This is a genomic window from Nocardia callitridis (genome assembly GCF_039543305.1).
In the GTDB taxonomy this organism is placed as follows: domain Bacteria; phylum Actinomycetota; class Actinomycetes; order Mycobacteriales; family Mycobacteriaceae; genus Nocardia; species Nocardia callitridis.
Window position 1 is genome coordinate 205956 of record NZ_BAABJM010000002.1, and the last position, 24617, is coordinate 230572.

25 protein-coding genes and 1 pseudogene are annotated in these 24617 nt (G+C 66.7%); 15 read left to right on the forward strand and 11 right to left on the reverse strand.

Annotated elements, in window-relative coordinates; genetic code table 11:
- Positions 1-916 precede the first annotated feature (916 nt).
- The 4 genes from ABEA50_RS09700 (at position 917) to ABEA50_RS09715 (ending at position 5694) form a co-directional block, all read left to right on the forward strand.
- Positions 917-2311 (forward strand): MFS transporter, encoded by a 1395-nt coding sequence (locus ABEA50_RS09700; RefSeq protein ID WP_345494910.1) that lies wholly within the window; start codon positions 917-919, stop codon positions 2309-2311.
- Positions 2308-3531, forward strand: a complete 1224-nt coding sequence (locus ABEA50_RS09705) for an FAD-dependent monooxygenase (RefSeq protein ID WP_345494911.1) — start codon at positions 2308-2310, stop codon at positions 3529-3531. The genes ABEA50_RS09700 and ABEA50_RS09705 overlap by 4 nt, the downstream gene beginning before the upstream one ends.
- 205 nt (positions 3532-3736) lie before the next feature.
- A complete protein-coding gene (locus tag ABEA50_RS09710) occupies positions 3737-5020 on the forward strand; it encodes a sensor histidine kinase (RefSeq protein ID WP_345494912.1) in 1284 nt (427 codons plus the stop codon).
- Positions 5017-5694, forward strand: coding sequence for a response regulator transcription factor (locus ABEA50_RS09715; RefSeq protein WP_345494914.1), 678 nt, complete (start codon positions 5017-5019; stop codon positions 5692-5694). The genes ABEA50_RS09710 and ABEA50_RS09715 overlap by 4 nt, the downstream gene beginning before the upstream one ends.
- A gap of 60 nt (positions 5695-5754) precedes the next feature.
- Here the strand turns inward: ABEA50_RS09715 and ABEA50_RS09720 are convergent, their stop codons facing one another.
- On the reverse strand, positions 5755-6693 hold the full coding sequence (locus ABEA50_RS09720; RefSeq protein WP_345494915.1) for an alpha/beta hydrolase family protein: 939 nt from the start codon (positions 6691-6693) through the stop codon (positions 5755-5757).
- 134 nt (positions 6694-6827) lie between these two features.
- Between ABEA50_RS09720 and ABEA50_RS09725 the strand changes: the two genes are divergently transcribed.
- Positions 6828-7223 (forward strand): MerR family transcriptional regulator, encoded by a 396-nt coding sequence (locus ABEA50_RS09725; protein ID WP_345494916.1) that lies wholly within the window; start codon positions 6828-6830, stop codon positions 7221-7223.
- A gap of 329 nt (positions 7224-7552) precedes the next feature.
- On the opposite strand, the gene ABEA50_RS09730 is transcribed toward ABEA50_RS09725, so the two are convergent.
- On the reverse strand, positions 7553-8089 hold the full coding sequence (locus ABEA50_RS09730) for a CGNR zinc finger domain-containing protein (protein ID WP_345494917.1): 537 nt from the start codon (positions 8087-8089) through the stop codon (positions 7553-7555).
- Between the two features lie 43 nt (positions 8090-8132).
- Between ABEA50_RS09730 and ABEA50_RS09735 the strand changes: the two genes are divergently transcribed.
- A complete protein-coding gene (locus ABEA50_RS09735) occupies positions 8133-9014 on the forward strand; it encodes an alpha/beta fold hydrolase (RefSeq protein WP_345494918.1) in 882 nt (293 codons plus the stop codon).
- Between the two features lie 116 nt (positions 9015-9130).
- On the opposite strand, the gene ABEA50_RS09740 is transcribed toward ABEA50_RS09735, so the two are convergent.
- A complete protein-coding gene (locus ABEA50_RS09740; RefSeq protein WP_345494919.1) occupies positions 9131-10060 on the reverse strand; it encodes a LysR family transcriptional regulator in 930 nt (309 codons plus the stop codon).
- A 127-nt stretch (positions 10061-10187) separates the two neighbouring features.
- On the opposite strand from ABEA50_RS09740, the pseudogene ABEA50_RS09745 reads away from it, so the two are divergent.
- Both ABEA50_RS09745 and ABEA50_RS09750 read left to right on the forward strand, forming a co-directional pair.
- A pseudogene (locus ABEA50_RS09745) lies at positions 10188-11021 on the forward strand (MFS transporter); the annotation flags it as partial.
- 16 nt (positions 11022-11037) lie between these two features.
- Positions 11038-11442 carry an MFS transporter gene (locus tag ABEA50_RS09750; protein WP_345496628.1) on the forward strand — a complete coding sequence of 135 codons (405 nt, stop codon included), beginning with the start codon at positions 11038-11040 and terminating at the stop codon, positions 11440-11442.
- A 44-nt stretch (positions 11443-11486) separates the two neighbouring features.
- Here the strand turns inward: ABEA50_RS09750 and ABEA50_RS09755 are convergent, their stop codons facing one another.
- Complete coding sequence (locus ABEA50_RS09755; protein WP_345496504.1) at positions 11487-11930, reverse strand: methyltransferase; 444 nt, start codon at positions 11928-11930, stop codon at positions 11487-11489.
- A gap of 18 nt (positions 11931-11948) precedes the next feature.
- Here ABEA50_RS09755 and ABEA50_RS09760 point away from each other — a divergent pair, with 18 nt between their 5' ends.
- Both ABEA50_RS09760 and ABEA50_RS09765 read left to right on the forward strand, forming a co-directional pair.
- Positions 11949-12800, forward strand: coding sequence for an alpha/beta fold hydrolase (locus ABEA50_RS09760; RefSeq protein WP_345496505.1), 852 nt, complete (start codon positions 11949-11951; stop codon positions 12798-12800).
- Between the two features lie 153 nt (positions 12801-12953).
- The gene (locus ABEA50_RS09765; RefSeq protein WP_345494920.1) at positions 12954-13721 is read left to right on the forward strand and encodes a MerR family transcriptional regulator; all 768 of its coding nucleotides are present in this window, start codon (positions 12954-12956) and stop codon (positions 13719-13721) included.
- A gap of 64 nt (positions 13722-13785) precedes the next feature.
- On the opposite strand, the gene ABEA50_RS09770 is transcribed toward ABEA50_RS09765, so the two are convergent.
- Positions 13786-14481: a MerR family transcriptional regulator gene (locus ABEA50_RS09770; RefSeq protein ID WP_345496506.1), complete on the reverse strand. Its 696-nt coding sequence runs from the start codon at positions 14479-14481 to the stop codon at positions 13786-13788.
- Between the two features lie 111 nt (positions 14482-14592).
- On the opposite strand from ABEA50_RS09770, the gene ABEA50_RS09775 reads away from it, so the two are divergent.
- The gene (locus tag ABEA50_RS09775; protein WP_345494922.1) at positions 14593-15810 is read left to right on the forward strand and encodes an erythromycin esterase family protein; all 1218 of its coding nucleotides are present in this window, start codon (positions 14593-14595) and stop codon (positions 15808-15810) included.
- Between the two features lie 57 nt (positions 15811-15867).
- Here the strand turns inward: ABEA50_RS09775 and ABEA50_RS09780 are convergent, their stop codons facing one another.
- A complete protein-coding gene (locus ABEA50_RS09780) occupies positions 15868-16896 on the reverse strand; it encodes a magnesium and cobalt transport protein CorA (protein ID WP_345494924.1) in 1029 nt (342 codons plus the stop codon).
- A gap of 117 nt (positions 16897-17013) precedes the next feature.
- Here ABEA50_RS09780 and ABEA50_RS09785 point away from each other — a divergent pair, with 117 nt between their 5' ends.
- Complete coding sequence (locus ABEA50_RS09785) at positions 17014-17733, forward strand: GNAT family N-acetyltransferase (protein ID WP_345494925.1); 720 nt, start codon at positions 17014-17016, stop codon at positions 17731-17733.
- A 227-nt stretch (positions 17734-17960) separates the two neighbouring features.
- Here the strand turns inward: ABEA50_RS09785 and ABEA50_RS09790 are convergent, their stop codons facing one another.
- The 3 genes from ABEA50_RS09790 to ABEA50_RS09800 form a co-directional block, all read right to left on the reverse strand.
- Complete coding sequence (locus tag ABEA50_RS09790) at positions 17961-18857, reverse strand: RNA polymerase sigma-70 factor (RefSeq protein WP_345494926.1); 897 nt, start codon at positions 18855-18857, stop codon at positions 17961-17963.
- An 87-nt stretch (positions 18858-18944) separates the two neighbouring features.
- Positions 18945-19325: a DoxX family protein gene (locus tag ABEA50_RS09795; RefSeq protein WP_345494927.1), complete on the reverse strand. Its 381-nt coding sequence runs from the start codon at positions 19323-19325 to the stop codon at positions 18945-18947.
- 130 nt (positions 19326-19455) lie between these two features.
- Positions 19456-19998, reverse strand: a complete 543-nt coding sequence (locus tag ABEA50_RS09800) for a GNAT family N-acetyltransferase (RefSeq protein ID WP_345494928.1) — start codon at positions 19996-19998, stop codon at positions 19456-19458.
- A gap of 127 nt (positions 19999-20125) precedes the next feature.
- On the opposite strand from ABEA50_RS09800, the gene ABEA50_RS09805 reads away from it, so the two are divergent.
- Together ABEA50_RS09805 and ABEA50_RS09810 are read left to right on the forward strand one after the other, a co-directional pair.
- A complete protein-coding gene (locus tag ABEA50_RS09805; protein WP_345496507.1) occupies positions 20126-21598 on the forward strand; it encodes an MFS transporter in 1473 nt (490 codons plus the stop codon).
- A gap of 390 nt (positions 21599-21988) precedes the next feature.
- Positions 21989-22765 (forward strand): SDR family oxidoreductase, encoded by a 777-nt coding sequence (locus tag ABEA50_RS09810; RefSeq protein ID WP_345494929.1) that lies wholly within the window; start codon positions 21989-21991, stop codon positions 22763-22765.
- 86 nt (positions 22766-22851) lie between these two features.
- On the opposite strand, the gene ABEA50_RS09815 is transcribed toward ABEA50_RS09810, so the two are convergent.
- Both ABEA50_RS09815 and ABEA50_RS09820 read right to left on the reverse strand, forming a co-directional pair.
- Positions 22852-23103 (reverse strand): hypothetical protein, encoded by a 252-nt coding sequence (locus ABEA50_RS09815; protein ID WP_345494931.1) that lies wholly within the window; start codon positions 23101-23103, stop codon positions 22852-22854.
- A gap of 297 nt (positions 23104-23400) precedes the next feature.
- On the reverse strand, positions 23401-23829 hold the full coding sequence (locus ABEA50_RS09820; protein WP_345494932.1) for a DUF4345 domain-containing protein: 429 nt from the start codon (positions 23827-23829) through the stop codon (positions 23401-23403).
- Between the two features lie 89 nt (positions 23830-23918).
- Here ABEA50_RS09820 and ABEA50_RS09825 point away from each other — a divergent pair, with 89 nt between their 5' ends.
- Positions 23919-24527, forward strand: coding sequence for a TetR/AcrR family transcriptional regulator (locus tag ABEA50_RS09825; protein ID WP_345494933.1), 609 nt, complete (start codon positions 23919-23921; stop codon positions 24525-24527).
- The last annotated feature ends 90 nt before the right edge of the window (positions 24528-24617 follow it).

The window sequence follows — 24617 nt, forward strand, 5'->3', positions numbered from 1 at the left end:
CCGAGATGGGTCGGTACGCGGACGCGTGCGGCCGGGATGCCTCGGGATGTGTGTTGCCCTTCAGCGCTGGCGATCGCGGAATCGATAGGTCGCGCAGATCTCGCGTGATCGCCTTCTGGGTTTTGCGTTTGCTCGCGTCGCGGGCGTCGCCTCGGGCCGCTGCCCACTCGCTCTCGCGGTCGCGTACGGGATGAATTGTGTCGCAAACGAATCGTCCCAACCGAGAGCGGACAAATCGAACGAGGACGGAGAAGAAAACAAGGTGAGACCCTTGGCAAGGGGCCCCGCTCGAACACCGAAACCATCGCGGCGACAAGCCGACACGGCTCGCGCCCCTATTGGCGAGAAGAATCGATCAGACCGGAGCCCAGGACGTGAGGATGATCCAGGCGCTGCGTAGCGCAGCGGTCTTCACCGCAAACATCAACCCACCTCCTTCTCTCGTGTACCGGTCGAACATGTACCGGTCGAACTCGGACGAATGACGCTAACACCTGGGTTGGGAACTTGCCACTGAATTATGGCCGGCTCTTTCCCGCGGTGTCCGCGTGACAAGTCGCTGCGAAAAGGTGGCGGATCGGCGAGCCGCTGGCGGGTGGGATCCATTGCGGCAGTTCAAGGATGGATCGCGCCTCGACTGATCTCGGCGTTGCGCGATGGAGGCGGAGCGCGACGGCCGCGCCGGGGTGCGCTCCGGAAGTTTCCGGGCGGCCATCGACGGTCCGCGTCGAGATCTGGTGCGTTTGCACTAGGAGCCGTATGGAACTGGTCTGGTGGCACCAGCGGAAGACGGTGGCAGGGGGCGATGCCGGGACGGGGGTCTGGAGGGAATTCTCGGAGGTGCGCGCAACGAGTGCGTGGCGCACAGCTCGAGCACGGCACGTCCTTGCTCGTCACCGATGAGAAAAGGACGCTTATGTCCCACACCGTGGTATCTCCGGCCCGTATCGGGCGGTCGTCGCTCGGCGCGCTCGGCGTTTTGGCGCTTGCCCTCGGCGCCTTGCAAACAGTGGTCGAGCCCGCGCTGCCGCTGCTGCAACGCGAGCTGGGCGTCAGTCCTGCCGAAGGGGCGTTGGTCGGCAACGCGTTACTCATCACCGGCGCGGTCCTCACACCCGTGGCAGGCAAACTCGGCGACCGCTACGGCGGAAAACGGGTACTGATGTGGCTGATGGCCGCGGTCTCGGCGGGTGGACTCTTGGCGGGTTTCGCGCCGAACCTGCCGGTGTTGTTGCTCGGCCAGATCCTGCAGGGTGCCATGGTGGGCGCGCTGCCACTGTCGTTCATCCTGGTGCGCAAACATCTCACGACCGGTGCGTCACAGGCGGCGATCGGGGTGGTTGTCGCGCTGTTCACCGGCGGCGGCATGGTGGGAACGGCGATCGCCGGGCCGATCGCGGAAGCGCTCTCGTGGCACGGGATGTTCGTGGTGCCGACGGTGGTGATCATCGCGGCAACGGTGGTCGTGGCTCGACTGATGCCGCACGATCCGCCGATCGACGCCGAGGGCGGGATCGATTGGCCCGGTGCGGTTTTGCTGAGCGGCGCATTGCTGGCTTTGATGATCGGGCTGGTCACCGTGACGAGTGGCGGTCTGTCGCCGCTCGCGATCGGTGCCATCGCGGTGCTTGCGGCCGCCCTCGCGACCGGATGGGTCGCCGTCGAGCGCAAAGCGGTCTCGCCGATGGTCGATCTCCGCATGCTGGCCAAGCCCGTGATGCGAAATTCGTGGGTGCTCACGTTGGTGATCACGGTCAGTTCCGGAATGGTGGTCTTTCTGCTTCCGCAGCTGTTCGCCGTCGACGCGAATGGGTATGGCTTCGCGGCAAGCACCACCACGATCGGACTGTTCTTGTTGCCCGGTGCCCTCGCCGGGGCGTTCAGTGATTCGGTCGGTGGGATCGCCGCACGACGCTTCGGGCCGCGCGCGGTGGTCATCGTTGGTGCCGTCGTCACCGCGGCCACGATGCTCGGTCTCGCCGCACTGCACACTGCCGCATGGCAACTCGTCCTGGCAAAGATGCTCACTGCGGTCGCCGCGGGCGTCGCGACTACGGCATTGCTCGCAAGCACCGCCACCGCGGTCGAGGCCGAAGACACCGGAATCGCCACCAGCCTGCTCGTGGTGACTCGCGTGATCGGCGTTGCTCTCGGCGCGCAGATCGGGGGCGCGATCCTTGCGGCCGGTGGTGACGCACTGACCGATCAACCAGCCGAATCGGCCTTCGTTCTGGGGTTCGCCGTCTCGGGTCTTGTCGCCGCATCGGCTCTGCTCGTCGTCCGTTCCACGAAGAAGGGAATCAAGGCATGACCGCCACCGGCCCGTCGAGGGGCAGTCGTACTACCGCACAGCGCAAGGTGCTGATTTCCGGGGCAAGCATCGCCGGGCCCGCGCTCGCGTACTGGCTGCACCGTTTCGGTCTCGCTGTCACGGTGGTGGAGAAGGCAAGCGCATTGCGCGGCGGTGGATATCCGATCGATATCCGAGGGACCGCCATCGAGGTGGTTCGCCGGATGGGGATACTGCAGCAACTGCGGGACGCGCATATCAATTCGCGGCGTTGCACTTTCCTCAACGCCGACGGCAGCGAATTGATCGCGCTCACCCCGAGCGCCGTGGCGGGCAGCGTCGAGGGACAAGACCTGGAGGTGCGCCGTGGAGATCTGGCCGCCCACCTGTACGCGATCGTTCGGGACGACGTGGAGTTCCTCTTCGACGACTCCATCGACACCCTCGATCAATCGGAGCACGGGGTCGACGTGACGTTTCGCAGTGGTCGACGGCGCACGTTCGACCTGGTGATCGGGGCCGACGGTATGCACTCCCAGATTCGCGAGTCCCTGTTCGGCCCCGAGGAACAGTTCCACCGTTACCTTGGCTACTGCTTCGCCATATTCACGATGCCGAACACCTTCGGCTTCTCTCGTGAACTCACGATGTGGAACGCGCCGGGCAGAGCCGCCGCGCTCTACGCCGTCGGTGCGAACGACGAACTCCACGCATTCCTGAACTTTCACCAACCACAACCGCCGCTGGCGGCACTCCGAAATCCCGAGGCCCAACGGGATCTGGTCGCCGACGTCTTCGCGGGGGCGGGATGGGAGGTGCCGGGCATGGTCGCCGCGATGCGCGACGCAGACGATCTGTTCTTCGACACGGCCGGTCAGATCCGTATGCCGCGCTGGTCGCATGGTCGCGTCGCGCTCGTGGGCGACGCCGCCTATGCGCCCTCGTTTCTCACCGGGCAAGGCTCGAGCCTCGCGCTGGTCGGCGCCTACCTGCTCGCCGACGCGCTGGCCGAGAACCAGGACCACGCTGCGGCGTTCGACGCTTACGAACGCGGCCTCCGTGAGTTCGTCGGCATGAATCAGGCCCTGGTAGGCAATGGTTCGGCCACGCTGTTTCCCACCACGGCGCGGGCGCTCGAACAACGCAACGACATGCTGCGTGACCTCGCGACTATGCCTTCTGCCTCGGCGCGCCCCGCCCATTCCGCGCTGACACTGCCTGATCCCGTCTCGACGCCGTGATCGGCACGGCAGCAGTGTGTATCGCCTTCGGCGCCTGTGCGATCCGGATCGTGATCACACCCGCGGTTTCGGCGGCGCTGGGACGCCGACCGTCGGGGTCGACCCGTATCGTGACCCGTGTGCTGGCGAATCCTGGTACCGAGGTCGAGCCACTGACCAGGCATGACTCCGTCGCACCGTGCTGTCGACCAGCACCGAGCCGGCCATGATGGCGACGGACGACGGTCCGCGACCAGACGGGTGGCGGCGGGAAGCAGCGATCACGGTGGCGGCGTTCGCGCTCTGCCTGCTCAGTGGCGTGATGCAGGTCGACAACACGCTGTCGCCACCACCCGCCGCCGCGTACCTGATCGCGGTGCTGTCCTGTGCCGTGCTGCCACTGCGGTACCGAGCGCCGTTGACCGCCATGGCGGTCACGACCGCGGCCGGTGTGCTGGTTCCGTTCGCGGGTCTGCTGTTGACCCCGCTGATCGTCGCTCCGGCCGTGATCACCGCCTACTCGCTCACCGCACACAGCGAGCGACGAGCAGTGAGTGCGATGTTGCTCGCCTCCGTGGCGCTGCTGGTTGCTTCCACACCACTGATCGGGGCGCTCTCGTGGCAGGACGCGAGCAGGGTGGGCTCGGTGGCGGTCTTTCCGCTGGTCGCCGGTGCGCTCGGGTATTCGGTGCGCAATCGGCGGGCCTATCTGGCGGCTGTCGAGGAGCGGGCTCAGCGAGCCGAACGCAGCCGCGACAGTGCGGCGGGTCAGCGAGTCGCCGAGGAACGTGTGCGCATCGCGCGGGAACTGCACGACCTCGTGGCACACCAGATCACCCTCGCCAACGCCCAAGCCACGGTCGCCGCACACCTTTTCGACGCGCGCCCGGAACAGACTCGCAAAAGTCTCTACGAGCTCGTCGAGACCACCGGCAATGCGATCGATGAACTTCGTGCCACGGTGGGTCTGCTGCGCCAGACCGGCGATATGGCCACGCCCGCCGAACCGGCGCCGGGGTTGTCGCGGCTGCCCACACTGCTCGAGTCTTTCCGCGGTGCCGGACTCGAGGTGTCGATGCACCACCAGGGCGTGGCGCGGCCGTTACCGCCGGGACTGGACCTGACCGCGTACCGGATCATTCAGGAAGCGCTGACGAACGTGACCAAACACGCGGCGTTCGGTAGCGCCAGGGTACGGCTGGACTGGCACAGAGATCGCGTGGACATCACCGTCGCCGACGACGGGGGCGCGACCGTGCCCGCGGCCACCGGACCGGAGCGCCCGCCCGGTTACGGACTGATCGGGATGCGCGAACGTGCCGCCGCCGTCGGCGGACAGCTCACGGCGGGCAGGCGTCCCGAAGGTGGTTTTCTCGTTGCTACCCAGCTACCGATACCGGCCGTGAAGGACGCGAACACGACCCGGCGAAATGACGACGCAACCGTATGGACCGAAACGGCGAAAGGTGAAGGGCGAATGGATGATCCAGCCGATGGTGTCGAGTCGTGAAGCTGCGGGTGCTGCTCGCCGACGATCAGGCGCTGCTGCGCGGTGCGTTCCGTCTGCTACTCGACTCCGCCGACGACATCACCGTGGTCGGCGAGGCTGCCGACGGCCGGCAAGCCGTCGGGCTCACCCGCGAGCTGCGACCGGATGTCGTGATCATGGATATCCGCATGCCCGACGTGGATGGCCTCACCGCCACCTCCCAGATCTGCGCGGACCCTGAGCTGCACGGCACCCGTATCCTCATCCTCACCACGTACGAGACCGATGAGTACGTGGCGCAGGCACTGCGCGCCGGGGCGAGTGGGTTCATCGGCAAGGGGATCGGAGCCGAAGCCATGCTCGACGCGGTGCGCACCATCGCGGAGGGCGACACTCTGCTCTCACCCGCCGCGACCCGATCCCTGGTCACCCGTTTCCTCGCCACCCCGGACAACCCGCCCCGTCACCCCGAACAGCTCGCCCTGCTCACCCCGCGCGAGCGCGAGATGGTGGCCCTGGTCGCGACGGGCCTGTCCAACCAGGAAATCGCCGAGCGAATGTTCCTCAGCCCCTTCACCGTTCGCGCCCACGTGCAGCGCGCGATGACGAAGCTCGATGCCCGCGACCGGGCGCAACTCGTCGTCATCGCGTACCGAACCGGTCTGGTCGACAGCGATCGTGGCCACTGCGAGTGAAGCGAAATAACGGCGAATTCGCCTGACGTCCGGTGCTGCCGGAGTGCGGTGTCCTACCGATCATTTGGATTCCAGGTGGCCCAGCGGGTGGGGGTCGGCGAAGGTCTTGTGGACGGCGGCCCATTCTGCGTCGTCGACGCCGAGTGCGTGCCGTAGGTAGGCGAGGGTGACCTGCTGGACCATCGCCACGCGCTCGGGGTTCTCGTCGGTGGTCTCCGCGGACTGGTAGCCGGAGATGCCGCCGAGGAAGTGTTCGCCGCCGAAGACCGTCAGGAGACTTTTCTTACCGGGGGCGAGAACGTAGGGGTCGGTCATCCAGTCCGCGCCGCGGACAGTCAGCGGGAGGATGTCCTTGTCGCCCGCGACGACGAGAGCGGGGGTCGTCATGTAGGTGAAGTCGGGGTGGCGCAGCCACGGGAGCTGTTCGGCGGCAAAGGGAGTCAGGTCGTCGCCGCCTCTTCCCGCTGTGGCCAACAGCACGCCCGCGGTGACTCGGGAGTCGGACAGGTCGTCGGTTTGTCCGGTCTGTGGGTCGCGCACGCGCAGACCCGACAGGATGCCAGCCGTTTGGCCGCCGAAGGAATGTCCTGCTGCGGCGACGCGGTCCCGGTTCGTGCGACCACGCAATCCGGGGACGGCCGATTCGAGCTCGTCGAGGTGGTCGAGGGCGAGCCGCATGTCTTCGACACGGAAACGCCACAATTGCGGCCTGCGAGGGTCGTCCTCGGGGAGGGCGAGTGTTTTCGAGTCGAGGTGGGTGGGTTGGATGACGACGAAACCGTGTGCCGCCCAATAGTCGGCGAGCGGTGCATAGCCCTCGAGTGAGGAGCCGAAACCGTGTGCGAACACGACGATCGGTAGGTCGGTTCCTGTCACGGGCGCGGAAACTCGGATGTGCAGATCCGTGCCGCGTGCGGGCGCGGGCAGCACGATCGGTTTGACCGAGATGAGAGCGGTGTCCGCGCTCGGCGGTGTCACCGGGTTCGAGGTGCTCGACATAGCACTTCCTTCTACGCTTCGGGCCTCGTTTCGGGAGGCGAGGCGGCGATGGTCGCGGCCCCACGAGCTACGCTAGAACCTGACGCCGATGTCAGAGGCAAGGGTCTGTGACCCAGATCGCAACGAGGTGCATGATGCGGATCGGTGAACTCGCCGACAGAACCGGGGTCAGCGTCCGGGCGCTGCGCTATTACGAGCAGCAGGACCTGCTTACCTCGGAGCGTAGCGCCGGTGGTCAGCGGCATTACTCGGGCGGCGCCGTCGAACGTGTGCGACTCGTGCAGGAGCTCTACGCCGCCGGGCTGACGAGCAAGACGATCGTCGCCCTGATGCCCTGTGTGGTCGAGGGTGCGGCTACGCCGGAACTGCTCGACCGGCTGGCCGTCGAACGCGACCGAATCGACAACCATATTTCCGCCATGTTGGGTGTCAGGGACCGGCTCGACACCGTGATTGCCGGCGCGGCAACGCAATTGCACACCGGTCGGCACTGCCGTGGCGATGCCGACCGCCACGATCGCTCCGGGTAATGCCACGCGGCAACCGAAACCACCGCCACCCCTGTCTCGCACGCTCCGCGCACCGTGCGGCGAACTCTTCGACATCCCGCGAACGCGGAGCACCGGTCGATTCCACGCGAGCGCATCCGCCGGCGGGGAGCCTGCCACGGTGCGGAAACACCGACCGACATGCGACCGAAATGTTTCGGCGTATCGTGCCTCCGGTCAGCGGCCCGACCGCGATCAGCTTCGCGACGGCCCGGGCTGATCTGATCGGCGGTGACGTCGAGCTGGGACTGTCGAACAGCCTATTCCCTTCTGCCGGGTGGGCTTCGGCGTGCGGGGTGCGGCGATATCGACTACTCGAAGCGCTGCTTACGCGCGTGCGTGCGCGCTTTCATACGGTTTCCGCAGGCCGCCATCGAACACCATCGGGCCGTCCCCGGCCGACTGTGGTCGATGAGGAAAAGATTGCATTCATGATTGGCGCACGCCCGAAGCCGGTGCGGTAGTTCGGTATTGACCCGCGACCAGGCGAGGATGACGCGGACGGCGAGTTCTTCGTCCGCTGGTGCCTCCAAACGCCAGGTGACGCCCTCAGCGAAGGGGACGGGCCGAAGTCGCGCATGATCGAGCGCGGCTTCGAGGAGGGTGATATCGGTCGACGCTCGGCGAATCAGCGCGTGGAGAGTGTCGCGGACGCGGCGCAGGAGGTCGCCTTCGGCCCGCGTACCGCCCCCACCGAGGGCTCGTATCCAGTCGCGCGTGCCGTCACCGCTCAGCGCGTCCGTCGGATTCCCGTCGATCACCGGAGCGCTGTTGAGCACGGTGAGCAGCAGTTCCTCGTCCTCGACCACGGCCAACTCTCCCTTGACATGCCATTCGGCGCTGTGCATGATCAGCTTAGTCTAACCAGTTAAAGTCAAATAAGGGGTTATTGTGGTTGCTGTACATCACCGGACCGTGGATGTCGACGGCGTGCGCGTCTTCTACCGGGAGGCCGGGCCCGCCGATGCCCCCGTCCTACTGCTCCTGCACGGCTACCCGACGAGCTCACACATGTTCCGTCACCTGATCCCCGCGCTCGCCGGTCACTACCGGGTCATCGCGCCCGACCACATCGGTTTCGGCCGCTCGTCGGCACCCGACGTGGCGGACTTCGACTACACCTTCGACGCGCTCACCGAGGTGCCCAGCGGCTTCTTGACCACCCTCGGCGTGCACCGCTACGCGATCTACGTCCAGGACTACGGCGCGCCGATCGGCTGGCGACTCGCCTTGGCGAACCCCGACGCGATCCTCGGCGTCGTCTCGCAGAACGGCAACGCCTACGAGGCAGGGTTCGTGCCGGACTTCTGGGCCCCCATCTGGGCCTACGGCTCGAATCGCAGCGCGGAGAACGAGGCGCGGATGCGGCCCGCGCTGGGGCGAGACGCCGTCGAATGGCAATACACCCACGGCGTTCCCGACATCAGCCTGATCGACCCCGACGCGTGGGAACACGACCTCGCGCTGCTCGCTCGCCCCGGCATCGACCGCGCCCAACTCGCCTTGTTCGGCGATTACGCCGGCAACCGCGCGCTGTATCCGGCGGTGCACGAATGGGTGCGATCGAGTCATGTTCCGGTGCTGGCGATTTGGGGGCGCAACGACGAGATCTTCGCGGCGGCCGGTGCGGAAGCGTTTCGCGGTGATGCCCCCGACGCGCAGATCGTCCTGCTCGACGGAGGGCACTTCCTGTTGGAAAGCCACCTCGACGAGGTTGCCGACGCGGTCATCGGGTTCCGGCCCCGGGTCCTTCGCGCCGCGGGGGTCGGCTGAGTCGACCGCAAGGTTTCGCACGGTCGAGTGCGTGGCGACGGAACTCGGTGGGGTAGTGGGCGATCTCGAATCGTGGCGCAGCGATCGGCAACCGACGTAGGTGCGCCGAGCAAGCGTCACGCCGCCCACCCCGGCGCCCACACGCCATGGTCGCCCCCGCGATATTCGGCACGCAGATAGTCCAGAAATGTCGCCAAACCGGGGTGCGCGTTGTCCGCTCGCCACACAATCGACAGCGGATACACCGGACACGGATCGACGACCGGGATCCGCCGCAGCTCGTAGCCGTCCGGCCACAGATGCCGAGAACCCGCGCCGACGAACGTGGAAAGACAAGGGGAGTGCGCCAATTCGGCGGCGACCGACTCGAAACCGAAACTCGGACCGTCGGTGTCGATCGTGAGCCCGAACGTTGTCGCCAGATCGCGGTAATAACCGATCGGTTCCTCGTCCGACATGCCGGGCATCCAGATTCGATGGTCCGTGAGCTGCGCCAGTGTGACCGAGTTGGCGTCCGCCAAGGGGTGCCGAGGGCCGACCAGGAGCTGATGGTGGTCGTCGATGACACGTGCCGAGCGCAGCTCACCCGGTACCTGACGCGCGGTGGCACGCAGCGATCGGAAGGTGGCGTCGAGCGTGCCAGCGGTGACCTCGGCAAGCGCCGTGGCGGTGTCGGCGGTGAGTAGGGCGATCACATCGAGTTCGATATCGGGATGATGCTGGTAGAAGGCGTGTAGTCGGCTCGCCGGTGCGATCCTGCGGCTGATCACATCGACCCGCAGCGCCCTGCGTCCCGGCCGCACCGACGACGCCGCACGCTCGGCGGCACCCACCAGTTCGCGCGCGTGGGGCAGCAGCGCTTGCCCGTCGACGGTGAGCCGAACCCCCTGGGCGGTGCGGGTGAACAGCGCGACGCCGAGTTCGCGCTCCAAGCTCGCCACGCGTCGCGACGCACCCTGCTGGGTGATCCCCACCTCGTCGGCGGCTGCCTGGAATTGGCCGGTCTCGACCACCGCGAGAAAGGTTCGTACCGCTTCGAGATCCACGCAGGGAACCTACCGCCACAACGCCGCGTTGTGGCACGGCGTCCGGTGCGTTGTTGGTGGTGGAGCCCGTTCATCAGCTTCAATCACTTTGCGGTGAAGCAGAGTTCGGCGAGGGGAATGGGCATCCATGCGGCGAGGGCAGAGTTCGGTTTCCGCGTTCGGGTGGTTGTGGGGCGCGTACGCGGTGAGCGCGTACGGCACCGGACTCGGGTTCGGCGCCTCCGCGGTGGTCGCCATTACCGTATTGGACGCGAGTTCGGCCCAGGTCGCGCTGCTGTCGTCGTGCGGGCTCGCGGTGGGTGCGCTGCTGGCGGTACCACTGGGGCCGTGGATGGAGGTGCGCGCGAAGCGGCCGGTGATGATCGGCGCCGATGTGGTTCGCTTCGCCGCGTTGGCCTCCATCCCGTTCGTCTACTGGCTGGGCGTGTTCTCCTTCGCGCAACTGTTGGTGGTGTCGATCGTCGCCGCCGTCGCGAAGATCGCGTTCGGTGCCGCCAGCGGCACATACCTCGGGACCGTCGTCCCCGCCGAGCGACTTGTGGTGGCCAACGGGCGTTTCGAGTCCACGAACTGGTCGGCCACGATCGTCGGCCCGCCGGTCGGCGGTGCCGCCATCGCCGTCATGGGTCCGGTGACCACCGTGCTCCTCGACGCCGTGAGCTACCTCCTGTCGGCCCTGTGCCTGTTGGTGATTCGCGCCCCCGAACACGTACCGACACGACCGACCACACCGCAGGGTCGGTACCGCGACCTTCTCGAAGGATGGCGCTACCTGCTCACCCACCCTTCGTTGCGTCGATTCTTCGGCAACGCCATGGTGGTGAACGGGCTGATCCTGGCCACCCAGCCGGTGGTGTCGGTGCTGATGCTCGCCGACCTGGGATTCTCGGTGTGGGAGTACGGACTCGCGTTCGCGCTGCCCTGCGTCGGCGGCCTGGTCGGCGCACGATTGGCGCAACCACTCGTCACCCGCTGCGGTGAGCAGAAGGTGCTGCGCACATTCGGCGCTGCGCGTCTGCTGGTCGCTCGGCCTGGTATTCATCCAACCCGGCTGGGTGGGTCTGATCACCGTCGTGCTCATCGAACTCGGCCTCATCACCTGCGCGAGCATCTACAACCCGGTCTTCGCCGCCTACCGCCTCAACGCCATCGACCCCACCCGCCGCGCCCGCGTCCTGTCCGCATGGTCCATCGGCACCAGCCTGAGCATCGCGGCGATCACCGTACTGGGGGGTGTCCTGGCCGAACTCACGACGGCGCGCACGGCAATCGGACTAGCCGGAGTCCTCCTGCTAGCGACACCCTTGCTACTGCCACGCCGCTTCAGCACACCACCAGCGGCGGAGAACGAACCGGTCGATTTGGCCAAAGGCAGTGTGTGAGTAGGGGTTCAGCGCGGTTCGATGACACGTGTTCGATATGGCAGTCACGGTTGAAGCGAACGAGGCCGACTGCCTCTCGAACACCATGCATCTGTTCCATCGCACCGGAATTCGAGGAGGCAGCGTTGGTCAGTGAGGTCGGTGATGGTGTCGAGGATCAGGTGGTGGGTGGCGGCCAGGGCGCGGAATTCTTCGATCCGGCGTTCTCGGCCACCGTAGATCGCGAGCATCGAGAGGTCCATGTCCGTGCGGGCGCGGCGCTCGCCGATGGGCTCCAGTATCAGGATTCGGCCGGAAGGTGTTGCGGCCGCGGCGCATTGCGCGAAAATGTGGTGAGCGTGCTCGTCGTCCCAGTCGTGCAGGATGTCCGACAGCAGGTAGGCGTCCGCGCCCGAGGGGAGCGGGTCGAAGAAGCTTCCCTCGGTGATCTCGGTTCGGTCGGCGAGGCCATGCGTGGCGAAACGGGCTTGACCATGACGCAGGGTCAACCTCGCACCATGGTCGGCATGAGCACACCAGTTGAAGAATTCACGGTTCAGCACGAGGGCGTCAGTATCTCGGTGTCGCGGGGTGGCGCGGGGCAAGTTCTGGTGCTGTGCCCCGGATTGACCTCCAGTCGTGCCGAATTACACGAGCTCATCGCCCTGTTGCGGTGCGCGTTCGAGGTGGTGGCCTTCGACCTGCGCGGACACGGGTTGAGTTCGGCAGCGCAGGACTACTCCTTCGCGGCGTTGTCCGGCGATGTCGCCGCCGTGATGACGGAGATTCTGCGGCGCGCAGTCGCCTCGAAGCCGGTGCTCGTCGGTCACTCATTGGGGGCGGACCTGCTTGTGCACTACGCCGCCCAGCACCCCGACGCGATCGGCGGACTCGTCGTCATCGACGGCGCGAACCCGTTACCCGCACCGTTCATCACCGCGGTGGACCTTCCTGAGCTGCAAGCGATGTGGGGCGCGCTGGGACAGTGGCGCGACAGCCTCCTCGGTACCGCGAAGCAGGTCTTGCTCACGCCGCGACAGATCCTCGACCTCAATCTCGAGCTCGATGTCATCCGTTCGGGCATCGATCTCGACATCGATGTGGTGGGGCCGGGAATCCTCGAGCAATACCGCCGGATCGACTGCCCCGTTCAGCTGATCATGTCGACCTCGATGGGTGGTGACAGCGCGCGAGCGCCGAGGCACAATCGGCTCTGGCGCGCGGGCGTCGAGCGCCTGGTTCGGGAGCGTCCGGCGATCACCACCACGTGGTTGGATGCCGATCACGGTCTCGTCGTTACCCACGCGCGCCAGATCGTGGACACCATCGGGGCCGGATTCGTTGCGAGCGCGCGGGGTTCAGGATCGGTTCAGCGCTGAACGTGGGCCACAGATCTAGAGAACGATCGCGACTATTCCGACCGCACAGATGGTCCGGTAGCAGCGCAGGATGGCTCATCGACCGAGCCCTGTTCGTCTAGGTCGTGAACGGGGCAGGTTCGCCGCCCGCATCGGATCCGGGAGACTAGCCGGATGCTGACCATCGGGGAGCTGGCGTCCTATTCCGGCGTGACCGTGCGCGCGGTGCGGCACTATCACGCGAAAGGGTTGCTGCCGGAGCCCGAACGCGACCATTCCGGCTACCGCCGATACGACGCGGGCGCCGTGGTCGAATTGATCAAGATCCGCACCCTGGCCGAGGCGGGCGTCCCGCTGGCACGGGTGCGGGAACTGCTCGTCGCCGACGAGGCGGAGTTCGCCAGTGCGCTCGTGGAGATCGATGAACGCTTGCGGGCGGAGATCCGGCAGCGTCGGGTGCATCGGGGACGCATCGCGCGGCTGGTTTCCGGTGAAGGTCTCGCCCTGCCGCAGGAAGTCGTCGAGTTGCTGGAGCGACTGCGTGCGCTCGGTGTGGACGAGCGGATCGTGGCCGCCGAACGGGACGGGTGGATTCCGCTCGCCGCGCACGCACCGGAGCTCGTGCGCGAGTTGGTGGCGCGCAAGGGCGAACAGCTCACCCACCCGCAGCTGATCGACTTCTATCGCACCTTGAGCCTGGCCATGGACCGTCCCGGCGACGACCCCCTCCTGATCGAACTCGCCGACAAGATGGCGGCCTACCTGACGCGATTGGCCGAGGAGAACGGCACCGACTACGTGGGTGGCGAGATCGAATCCTCGCTGGTCATGTTGCTCGACACACTGGCAGCCGACACCCCGCCGACCGGTCGACTGATCGAGCTGTTGGCCGCGCGCGGTTGGATCGGGTGGACGCGGCTCGAACGCGACGACCGCTCGTAGCCGACTTGGCATGCGGTGCAAGGGTTTCGGCACCGTGTGGCGGGCCGAGTCGGCGGTCTGCCCGTCACGCAGCGTCGAGCATGGTGAGGTAGCGGTCGAGTTGTCCCGCACCGGTGAGGAAATGGCGGCTGCGTTCGGTCAGTCGGGATTGCCAGGAGTCGAGGAACGTGTGCAGAGCGTCCGCGCCGCCCGCGGTGTGGAGTGACTCGACGAATTGTGCGACGCGGTGCAGGGGGTATCCGCCGCGGCGCAATTGCCGGGCGATCTCGGCGTCGCGCACGTTGGCGGCGTCGTATCGGCGATATCCCGTCGCCGGGTCGCGGTCGGGATGCAGGATGCGTTCGGTTTCCCAGGTGCGCAGTGTCGCGGGGTGGAGGTCGAGTCGGCGCGCGAGTTCGCCGACCGTCAGCGGACGGCCCACGATCGGGGAAGGGGGCGCACTGGACAGGCTGTCGAGCGCCGCAGCGACGTCGGCACGGGTGTGACGTTCGGCGCCGAGCGTTTCGTGCGCGGTGTCGATGAGGCGGTAGGCGGTCTCGCTGTCGCCCCGATTGATCGCGAGCATGATGCGCGACGCCCCCTGATGGCCGTGGCCGCGACGCAACGCGAGAAAGGCGCGAAGGGCCTGCGCGTGCAGGGCGGTGTAGCGGCGGTAGCCGGATTCGCTGCGTTCGGTCGGTGGGAAGACGCCCGCGTCGTCGTAATTGCGGATCGCTTGCGCGGACAAACCGTGTTCCCTGGCGAGGTCGATGGGTCGCAGTGGGAACCTCCGTTTGAGGGTTTTGCAGTGTGGGATGGCGAAATATCGAGCAACTCTCACCGGAATCTTCAACGATACGGTCGAAGTATCCACAGGAAGAAAGGGGCACCCATGTCCACAGCCGTATCGCTACGCGCGATCGCTCGCCAGCTCGACGATTCCGCGAGTCTCGGTCGTGCCGTCGACGACCTGATCGCCGCCAGGGCCGAGCCGCCGGTGCTGTTCGGGCTCGGCGAGCCGACACACGGCATCGAGGCATTCCCGTTGCTGCGCAACGAACTTCTGGCGCATCTGGTCGAACGGGGCTACCGGTCGATCATCCTGGAGACCGACATCTTCGCCGCCTCGATCGTCGACGACTACGTCTGCGGGTCGACGACGCCGATCGACACGGTGCTGAAGACCGGGTTCAGTCACGCCTTCGGCGCCGTACCCGGCAACCGTGAACTCGTGGAATGGTTGCGCGCACACAACGAGGACCGCGCACCCGGGGACCGCGTTCATTTCTACGGCTTCGACGCCCCTCTGGACCAGACCGACGTGCCAAGTCCGCGCCGCTCGCTGTGCGCGGTCAGCGAGTTCCTGCCAGCGACGCGACGACCCTGCTCGACCGAGGAGTTGGCGACACTGCTCGGCGACGACGCCGACTGGACGAATCCGTCCGCGATCTACGATCCGGCCGAGTCCATCGGTGCCGGTGAACGTGCACGCACCCTGCGCGTTGTCGCCGACGATCTCGCCAGCGCCTTGCACCGCGCGGGCCCCATACTTCGCCCCGCCGATCCCGCCGGCTACGACCTCGCCGCAGCACACGCGCGAACTGTCAAGGGCCTGTTGCGCTTTCACGCCGCGATCGCCAGTCGCGCCACCGACCGCATCGCGACCATGCTCGGTGTGCGCGCCGAGATGATGGTCGAGAATCTGCTCGCGATCCTGGCGTGCGAGCGCCGCCGCGGGCCCAGCCTGGTGTTCGCGCACAACGTGCACCTGCAACGCGCGCAGTCCACCATGGCGGTCGGCGTACAGGAGGCGCAATGGTGTGGCGCGGGTGCGCTGATCGACCGCACCCTCGGTGAGCGTTACGTGGTGGTCGCCACCGACGCCAACCCCCACAGCGAACCCGATACCCTCCACCGAGCATTGGCCGAAGCCACCGACCGCCGAACCTTGTTCCCCACCTCGGCATTACGAGCCGCGCTACCGCCCACCGCGGCCGCGACCCCTCCGCTCGTCCCCGGCCACATCCCCGTCACCCTCGCGACCCTGACCACCACCGACGCTCTCCTCTTCACCACCGACACCGACGGCACCCGCGTTCAATACTGGTAGCCAGGACATCAACACATGCTCGAATCGGGAAGCGCCCCAGCATGTCCTGGTCAGCGCCTAGAGCCAGTCGCGCCACTTGAAGATGCCCCAGAGGCCTACGCCGAGGCCGAGCATGAGGGTGAGGGCGAAGGGGTAGCCCCAGAGCCAGTGCAGTTCGGGCATGTGGTCGAAGTTCATGCCGTAGACCGACGCGATGAGCGTCGGGGTGAACAGGATCGCCGCCCACGACGAGATGCGCTTCACCTGCTCGCCCTGTTCGAAGCTGGCGCTGGACATGCGGCGCATGGCGTCGTTCTGTTCCAGCGACACCAGGGTGGAATGGACGGTGAGCGCGTTGTCGAGCAGCGCGCGACAGGTGTCGACGCGTTCGGTGACCCGGACAGTGTGGTCGAGGACATTGCGCAGCCGGTTGTGCACCTCATCACCGGAACCGCCGGAACCGTCCGCGCCGTCGAGCAATTCGCGGATCATGGCGGGCAACGGCCCTATCGCGCGCTGGAAGGCGATGACCTGCTCGAGCAGTCGGTAGATCCGTTCCGACAGGGAGATGTCGACGCCGGCGCCACCGAACAAACTGTCTTCGACCTCGTCGATGTCTTCCTCCAGCCCGGCGACGACGGGCACGTCCTCGTCGACGATCGCATCGAGAAACGCGGTGAGCATCGCCCTCGGCCCGATACCGAGAAACCGTGGTTCGGATTCGAGCGTGTCGCGAACCGCGTTCAGATCCGGGCGTCGTTCACGGCGCACCGTGACGACGAAATCGGGTCCGACGAACAGGTGGACCTCGCCGAACTCGACGCGTTCGGCGGCGTCGTCGTACCAGGTCGGGCGCAGCACGACGAACATGGTGTCGCCGTACCACTCGAGTTTGGCGCGCTGGTGGCCCTTCTGTGCGTCCTCGACCGCGAGCGGGTGCAGGTCGAAGGTCATCGCGACCGCTTCGAGATCGGCGGGAGCGGGACTCTGTAACCCGATCCACGCCACCACGCCCGATTGCCGCATTTCTTCGACCGCGGCCGCGAGGTCGTCGGGACTCGAGGTGAGGTGCCCGTCGACGTAGATACGAGCATCGATCGTCGTCATCGGCGGAAACCTCCCTCGGTTCAGTTCTGCTCGACGCGTGGTGCACAACCGCTGCGGTCACAGTACGGCGCGGACGCGGGTGTTCGGTGGTGTCGAGGCTTCTGCATACTCACGAACGTGGTGAATGACGAGCAGTGCGGTGTGACCCTCGACCATGACAACGGGGTACTCGACGATCCCGTCGGTGCCTCACTGCGTGGTGCGCACGCGCACCTGGGCCACACGCTCGGCAACACCGGACTGTATCGGTCCGGCGTCGCGACTTTCGCGACCGTCGGCGTCGACCCCGGGCCCCAGGAATGGCGTGACCTGGCTCAGCAACTCGGACGCGGCGAGGTCGCCGACATGTTCAGTTGCGACTCGCTGCCACCACGCGACTGGGCGCCGCTTTTCGCGCTCGAGGGCCGCCAGATGGTCGGGCCGGAGCGCGTCGGCCACACCGAAACCGCTCCCGCGGTCGAATTGGGCGCCGAGAGCGTGCCCGAGATGCTCGACCTCGTCGCACGAACCCGACCGGGCCCGTTCTGGCCACGCACCCACGAACTCGGTACCTACCTCGGCATCCGCGACGCGGGAACACTGGTGGCGATGGCGGGCGAACGACTGCACCCACCGGGGTGGACCGAAATCAGCGCCGTGTGCACGGACCCCGAGCACCGTGGACACGGCTACGCCGCCCGCCTGATCAACGAGCTCGTCGCGCGCATCCTCGCCCGAGGCGAACGCCCTTTTCTGCATGCCGCCGAAGCGAATACCGGTGCGATCGCCCTCTACGAGCGACTGGGGTTCCGCACGCGCAGGCACGTTACGTTTCGGGGATTCCGCACGCCGTCATGACCACCCGGTCGGTACGCGGTAATCAGGCGAGGAGTTCCGGCGAGCTCGTGTGCGTGATACGGAAAACATCCACCCGGGTAGGACCGAAAATGCGCGCCATCCGCACCGAACGTCGTTGCCTGCGCCCTCGTGTGGTGGCGCTGTGGCACCGGGTCCCGACCTCGAAACCGCCACGTGGTGTGCGTGTGCGAACTGCTGGGCGTGCCCTCAGCGGTGTGTTGTCCGGTTTACCGCAGGGCGAGCGGGTTTTCGGCGTCGATGCGGGTGAGCTTGTGCGGGTTGCGGACGTAGTAGAGGCCGGTAATGCGGTCGCCTTCCATCTTGACCGCCAGCACGCCGTCGACTTCACCGTCGATGCGCATCAGCAGGGCCGGGTTGCCATTGACGGCGGTCGGTTCGCCGACGAGCTGCACGCCGGCCTTCGCGATACCACGCACCAGCAGTGTGCTCACCTTCTCGGCGCCGACGATCGGCACCCGCGAAGCCAACTTGACGCCACCGCCGTCGGCGAGCAGCACCACGTCGGGGGCGAGGACGTCGAGCAGTCGGGTCGGGTCGCCGGTGGCGAGTGCGCGTTGGAACGAGGCCAGCGCCTCGCGAGCCTGGTGGGGGGTGGCCGTCGCGCGTGGGCGCCGAGCCTCCACGTGTCGGCGGGCGCGGTGCGCGATTTGGCGGACGGTCGCGGGTGTCTTGTCGAGGGCTTCGGCGATCTCGTCGTAGCTCACGTCGAATACTTCCCGCAGGACGAACACCGCGCGCTCGGTCGGTGTCAACGTCTCCAGCACCAACATCAGCGCCATCGAGACGCTTTCGGCGAGCTCGACATCGTCGGCGACATCCGGGGAAGTGAGCATCGGTTCCGGCAACCACGGACCCAGATACGCCTCCCTGCGTCGCTGCATGGTGCGTAACCGGTTCAGCGCCTGGCGTGTGGTGATGCGAACCAGGTAGGCGCGCTGGTCAAGCACCGTTGTCAGGTCGACATCGACCCAGCGCAGCCAGGTCTCCTGGAGCACGTCCTCGGCGTCGGCGGCCGAGCCGAGCAGCTCGTAGGCGACGGTGAACAGCAGATTGCGGTGCGCGACGAAGGTGTCGGTCGCCGCGTCCTCGGAGCGATCGGTCATCGGTGGAGCCTTTCTTCGTCGGCGCGCCAGGAGATCGTGCGGGAGTTGAGTTCATCCTCCCCGGGGGCGCCAGCGGGTTGTCACAGATCAGGAGAAGGTGTGCGGGCCGAGTCGTCCCCACGCGATGAACACCGCGAGAGCCAGATAGATCAGATTGAGAAACACGAACCGCGCGCTGCCGTGGCGCACATGGGTGGTCATCGCGCCGACCATGAGCACCACCCAGCAGATCGCGGTGACCGGCACCAGGATCGGAGCGATATCGAGGACGGCGGGCAGAACGAGCCCGATCGCGGCGAGGATTTCCAGCGCACCGAGGGTACGGACGAACCCAGCGGTAGCGTCCTCGGTCCATTCGCCGCCGTGGGTTCGCGCCAGCTTCTGCTTGGGCACGAACGCTTTGGTGACTCCGCCGACCAGGGCGATGGCGGCGAGCAGTCCCGCGGCGATCCAGAGTGCGAGGTTCATCATGACTCCTTGGTTCTCGAACGGTCGTCATCCAGACACCGCGAGATCCAGGAGTGTGACACCGTATGAGCCAGGTCACTCGATGCCTCTCGGCAGAGTGTGCAGAATGGCAGCGCAGGCACCCGGCGCGTCACCGAGGGTCGATCGGCTTCACCATCACCATTTCGCGCTGGCCGTTCTCGACGACGTCCGCACCCGCCACGACCTCGAACCCATGACGTCGGTACAGCGCGACGGCATGCCCGTTTCCGTACCTGACGGCCAATCGCAGGGCCGTCGCACGGTTCGATCTCGCCCATCGCTCGACAGCGCGTATCAACGCGTCGCCGACACCCACCCCGCGCGCCGACGCCTCGACCCACAACGAAATCAACTCGACAACACCGTCTTCGCCGGTCGGCACACCACTGACCATCCCGACCGGCCTCGCATCGAGGGAAGCGAGCAGATTCTGTGATCCGGGAATGGCGAGCCGGTCCTGCCACCGCTGCTCCCGACCTCCCGCACCCTGCCAGTCCGCCAGCCGGGAACCGAATGCGTACGGTGCCTCGGCCAGCGCCGCCAGTCGCAGTGTGCGCCACAGCTTCCAGTCATCGGTGGTCAGCACCCGCATGTCGATCACCCGCAGATCTTGACCTCTCGGCGCTGCGGCGACAACCGATTTCCCGAGCATGGCCCGCGACCCCACCGATGTCGTGGGAAACGCCATACCCTCCGATACCGCATGACGTCCGCGACGGCGCGTAGTAGGGGCTCGGCAGGTCCCGGTAGCGTCGGTCCCCGTGACCGCATTTTCCAAAATGGCTGACAGCGCCGTTCAGACTCGTGTATTCGGTCCACCGATCTTCGTGCTCGGTGGGTTGCAGCTGCTGGTGGTGTTGGACGGAACCGTGGTCGCCCTCGCGTTGCCCCGTATCCGGGAGGCCCTCGGCCTCGACGAAGCAGCGGGCAACTGGATCATCACCGCGTATGTGCTGGCCTTCGGCGGGCTGATGTTGCTGGGTGGTCGTCTCGGTGACGCCTTCGGACGCAAACGGGTGTTCGTGGCGGGTGTCGCGGCATTCACGGTGAGTTCGTTGCTGTGCGGATTGGCGTGGGATCCGATCAGTTTGATCGTCGCGCGCGCCGTACAAGGCATGTCGGCGGCGGTGGCCGCGCCGACCGCGATGGCACTGATCGCCACCACCTACGCGCCGGGCAAGCCCCGCAGTCAGGCCTTCGCCGTGTACGCGGCGTTGACCGGGGTCGGGTCGGTGGCCGGGCTGATCGCCGGTGGTGTGCTCACCGAATTGTCGTGGCGGCTGGTGTTCCTGGTGAACGTTCCGATCGGGATCGTCGTCGTGGTGGGCGCGCTGGTGTGGTTGCGTGAATCGCAAGGTGCGCGTGCCGAACTGGATGTGTTGGGTGCGGTGCTGGCGACGGTCGGCATCACGTTGCTGGTGTTCGCGGTGAACGAGGGGCCCGGCGGGTGGGGACGGTGGATCGTCATCGCGCCCGCGGTGGTCGCCGTGTTGATTCTCGCCGCGTTCCTGGTGGTGCAACGCCGCGCCGAGAACCCGATCCTGCCGTTCGTGTTGTTCGGCAGCGCGAGTCGCGTCGCGGCGCTCATCGCGATCGTGCTCGCGGGCGCCATCATCATGTGTCTCGCGGTGTTCATCTCGCTGTACCTGCAAGGGGTGCTGCGGTACTCGCCATTGCAGAGCGGCATGGCCGTTGTCCCGTTCGCGTTCGGATTGGGGATCGCCGCGGCGCTCGCCTCCAAGCTCGCGCTGCGCTTCCAGCCGAGGTGGTTGGTGATGATCGGCGGCGCGATCATCCTGGTCGGATGCCTGTACGCGGCGACGATCACGGGGGATCGGCCCGCCTACTTTCCGAGTATCGGCGTCCCGGTGATCACCATCGGATTCGGTATCGGTCTCGCGGTCATCCCGCTGACCTTGTCGGTGGTCGCCGGGGTGCGCTCATCGGAGATCGGCCCACTCACCGCGCTGGCTCAGGTGGCTCAAAACCTCGGCGGCGCGGCCGGACTCGTCGTCGTCGGCGCGCTGGCCAGCTCACGCACCCTGTCCGAAGGCGGCATCACCACCCCGCGCCCGAACATGTCCGAACACCAGATCGACGCCCTCGCCAGCGGATACAGCGTGGCCTTCATCAGCTGCGCCGTGATCGCCGTCGTCGCGGGCCTGGCAGTGCTGCTGATGCGTTTCACCCCCGAAGACATCGCGGAAGGTCAAGCGGCCCAGGAAGCCGCACACGCCAACGGCGAAGTCTGAGCACCCGCTCGCGAGTGGGCACCGCCACGAATGCGGAGTGCGGCCGCGAGGATTCATCAGGGCCGGGCAACTGCGCCCCCTTGTCGTGGCCACATCCCGCATTCATGCTCAGCCTGGAATTTCCAATGAAGCGGGGCTGGGGAGTTTTGTGCGGGGATCTCGATCGGCGAGTACTTGCCGCCGGTGGTCGCCTGTATTTCGCCAAGGATTCGCGCACGACTCCGGAAATGGTGCGGGCGATCTCCCCGAGGCTCGACGAATGGCAGCGGGTTTGTGACGGTGTCGACCCGGAGGGCGTGTTCGTCTCCGATCTCGCGTGTCGGTTACCGCTTGTCGACGACCGTGTCGGGGAGGCTTGTGCGGGGTAGTGGTGGGCTGTAGGTATTAGCTATGAGCACAGTTCTGGTAACCGGGGGTACCGGTGCGTTGGGCAAGTTGATTGTCGAACGGTTGTCCGGTGGTGATCATGAGGTTCGGGTGTTGTCGCGGCGGGCGGGGGCGGGGACGCACGTGGGCGACCTCGATACCGGGGCGGGCGTCGCGGCGGCGGCCTCGGGGGTCGAGGTGATCGTGCACGCGGCGACGGATTCGCGGAGCTTCGGTCGTCCCGATCTCGCGCACACCCAGCACGTGCTCGATGTGGCGGGTTCGGTGGGCCATCTGGTGTATGTGTCGATCGTCGGCGTCGACCAGGTGCCGTTGCCGTATTACCGCCGCAAACTGGCGTGCGAGCAACGCATTGTCGACAGCGCGATCCCGCACACCATCCTGCGCGCGACCCAGTTCCACGAATTGATCGCGACGGTGCTGCACCGGGTGGAACGCCTACCGGTGGCGCCGCTACCCACGGACTTCCGGTTCCAGTCCGTGGCCGCCGCCGATGTCGCCACTCGGCTCGCGGAACTCGTCGACCTCGACCCGCAGGGGCGCGCACCAGATTTCGGCGGTCCGGAGGTGTTGACGCTCGGGCAGATGGTCGACCAATGGCGCAGCGTCCGGGGTAGGCCGCGGCGCACTCTTCGGGTCCCGATCCCCGGCGCACTGGCCCGCTCGCTGCGTGCGGGTCGAAACACCGCACCCGAACATCTCGACGGCACCCGAACGTGGCGCGACTACGTAGCGTCGACACCGCGGGACGCCTACACCCTGCGCACGCCGCGCAAGTAACGAAACCTCCCCGCACCCGCCGTAATTCGTGCGCTACCAGGCGAAGGCGCTTGGCGGACCGGAGCGGGTCGCCTTCGCCGCGCCGCTCATCCGATCCATAATCTCGCGCTCCCCGGCTTCGAGGCCGTCGAGGGCAAGCCGTGCCAGGTCGGCGGTTCGATGACGGCGTCTTCGGGGAGTTCGATCCCGGCTTGTGTGGCGGAATCGAGCAACGTCTGGGTGCCGATCATGCCGGGAACCAGCACGGCGACAAGGGTTTCTGCGCTATCGACCTGATGAGCGCCCGGCAGAGGACCGTGTCCTGTGCTCGTCGTCGTCATGGACCGCGGAGCGCTCATTCACTCACTCGTGGGAGGCGCGCCGATCGTCGGGGAGGAACCGGACGAAGATGCGGGGAAGGTGGCCGGTGAGACCTTCTTGACCGAGAATGCCCACGCGGCGGAAGTCGTTCGGCAGGGAGTGATCGGTGCTGACGTGTGATCATCACCGTGGCGTGAACGCGCCGGTCATCAGCAGGCGGATCGGCTGATCGACGTCGCCCCGCATGGCATGTTGCGCACAACGTAGGTCTGCGTCTCTAGGCCAGCGAGACGGGCTTCCGTGAACCGATTCTCGAGGAAGAGGGCGGGCACCAGCTAGTGTGCGACGGCTCCGGGCGTCGGCGCGGCGGTCTCTTGCGCGCGAGTGGTGGGTTCGCACACCGCGCGGACGAGAACGTAGTTGATCACCGGAATGATCAGCTCGACCGGCACCATGAGGACGTAGAACCAGTTCGGTTGACCGCTGATGATCCAGGCCAGTAGGCGTGCCAGGCCGCCGACGAAGAAGAGTAGCCCGAGCAGGTTGATCGGGGTTGCCTTGGTCTCGACGTCGCGGGCGCACCAGACGACTGCGAGTCCGTAGGCGGCGAACAGGGCCGCGTAGAAACGCATATCGGAATCGATCGTCGCGGTGACGGATCCACCGCCGATGATGCTGGCGGTGCCGAAGAACAAGTGCGCCACGGCGATTCCCGTGCAGACCACACCGAATACAAGCAACCAGACCTGGAGAACTCGTCGCATGTCGACCCCTATTGGACGCGTGTTGAATAACGATAACGGTAGGCGCCGTGGCATCGTCGCGTCAACCCCGCGGCGCCTACGATGTGCGGATGAGTACCCGCCGTCGTTTGACACCCCAGCAGCGGCGTGACGAATTGTTGGACACGGGTGAACAGCTGTTCGGTGAGCACCCGTTCGACGAGGTCGCGATGGAAGACATCGCCGCTCGCGCCCACGTATCGCGGGCACTGATGTATCACTATTTCCCGACCAAGGGCGAGTTCTTCGCCGCCATCTGGAAACGCGCGCACGACCGCCTGATGGGGACGGTGCGCATGGTGGCGACGGAGTCGGTGCGCGCGGCCGTCGCCACCGGACTCGGTGCGCACCTCGATTTCTACCGTGCGCACGCCGCGCTGGTGTTCATCGCCAACCGCAGCACGATCGCCACCGATCCCGCGGTGCGCGGCCCGATCGCCGAGGATATGACGGCGCTGTGTGACCGGATCCTCGACGCCTGCGACGCCAGTGGTCACGCACGCGAACTCGCCGCGGCGGCGCTGGCCGGGTGGGTGGCGTTCGTGCGCGAGGTGGCGCTCGAATGGGTGTTGTACGAACGTATTTCGCGGGAGGAGACGATGGAACTGGCGATGGCCGTCTTGGACGCGACCGTGGGGTCGCGGGTAGATTTGGCGGCGGCCCCGGCGCGCTCGGGCTGAGCCGCACGGTGCGATCGCAAGGGGTGAACGCGCCGGTCCGGCATGCGATCACGGGGTGCGGTGACGACGACGCTCGGAAACTGCGGCGGT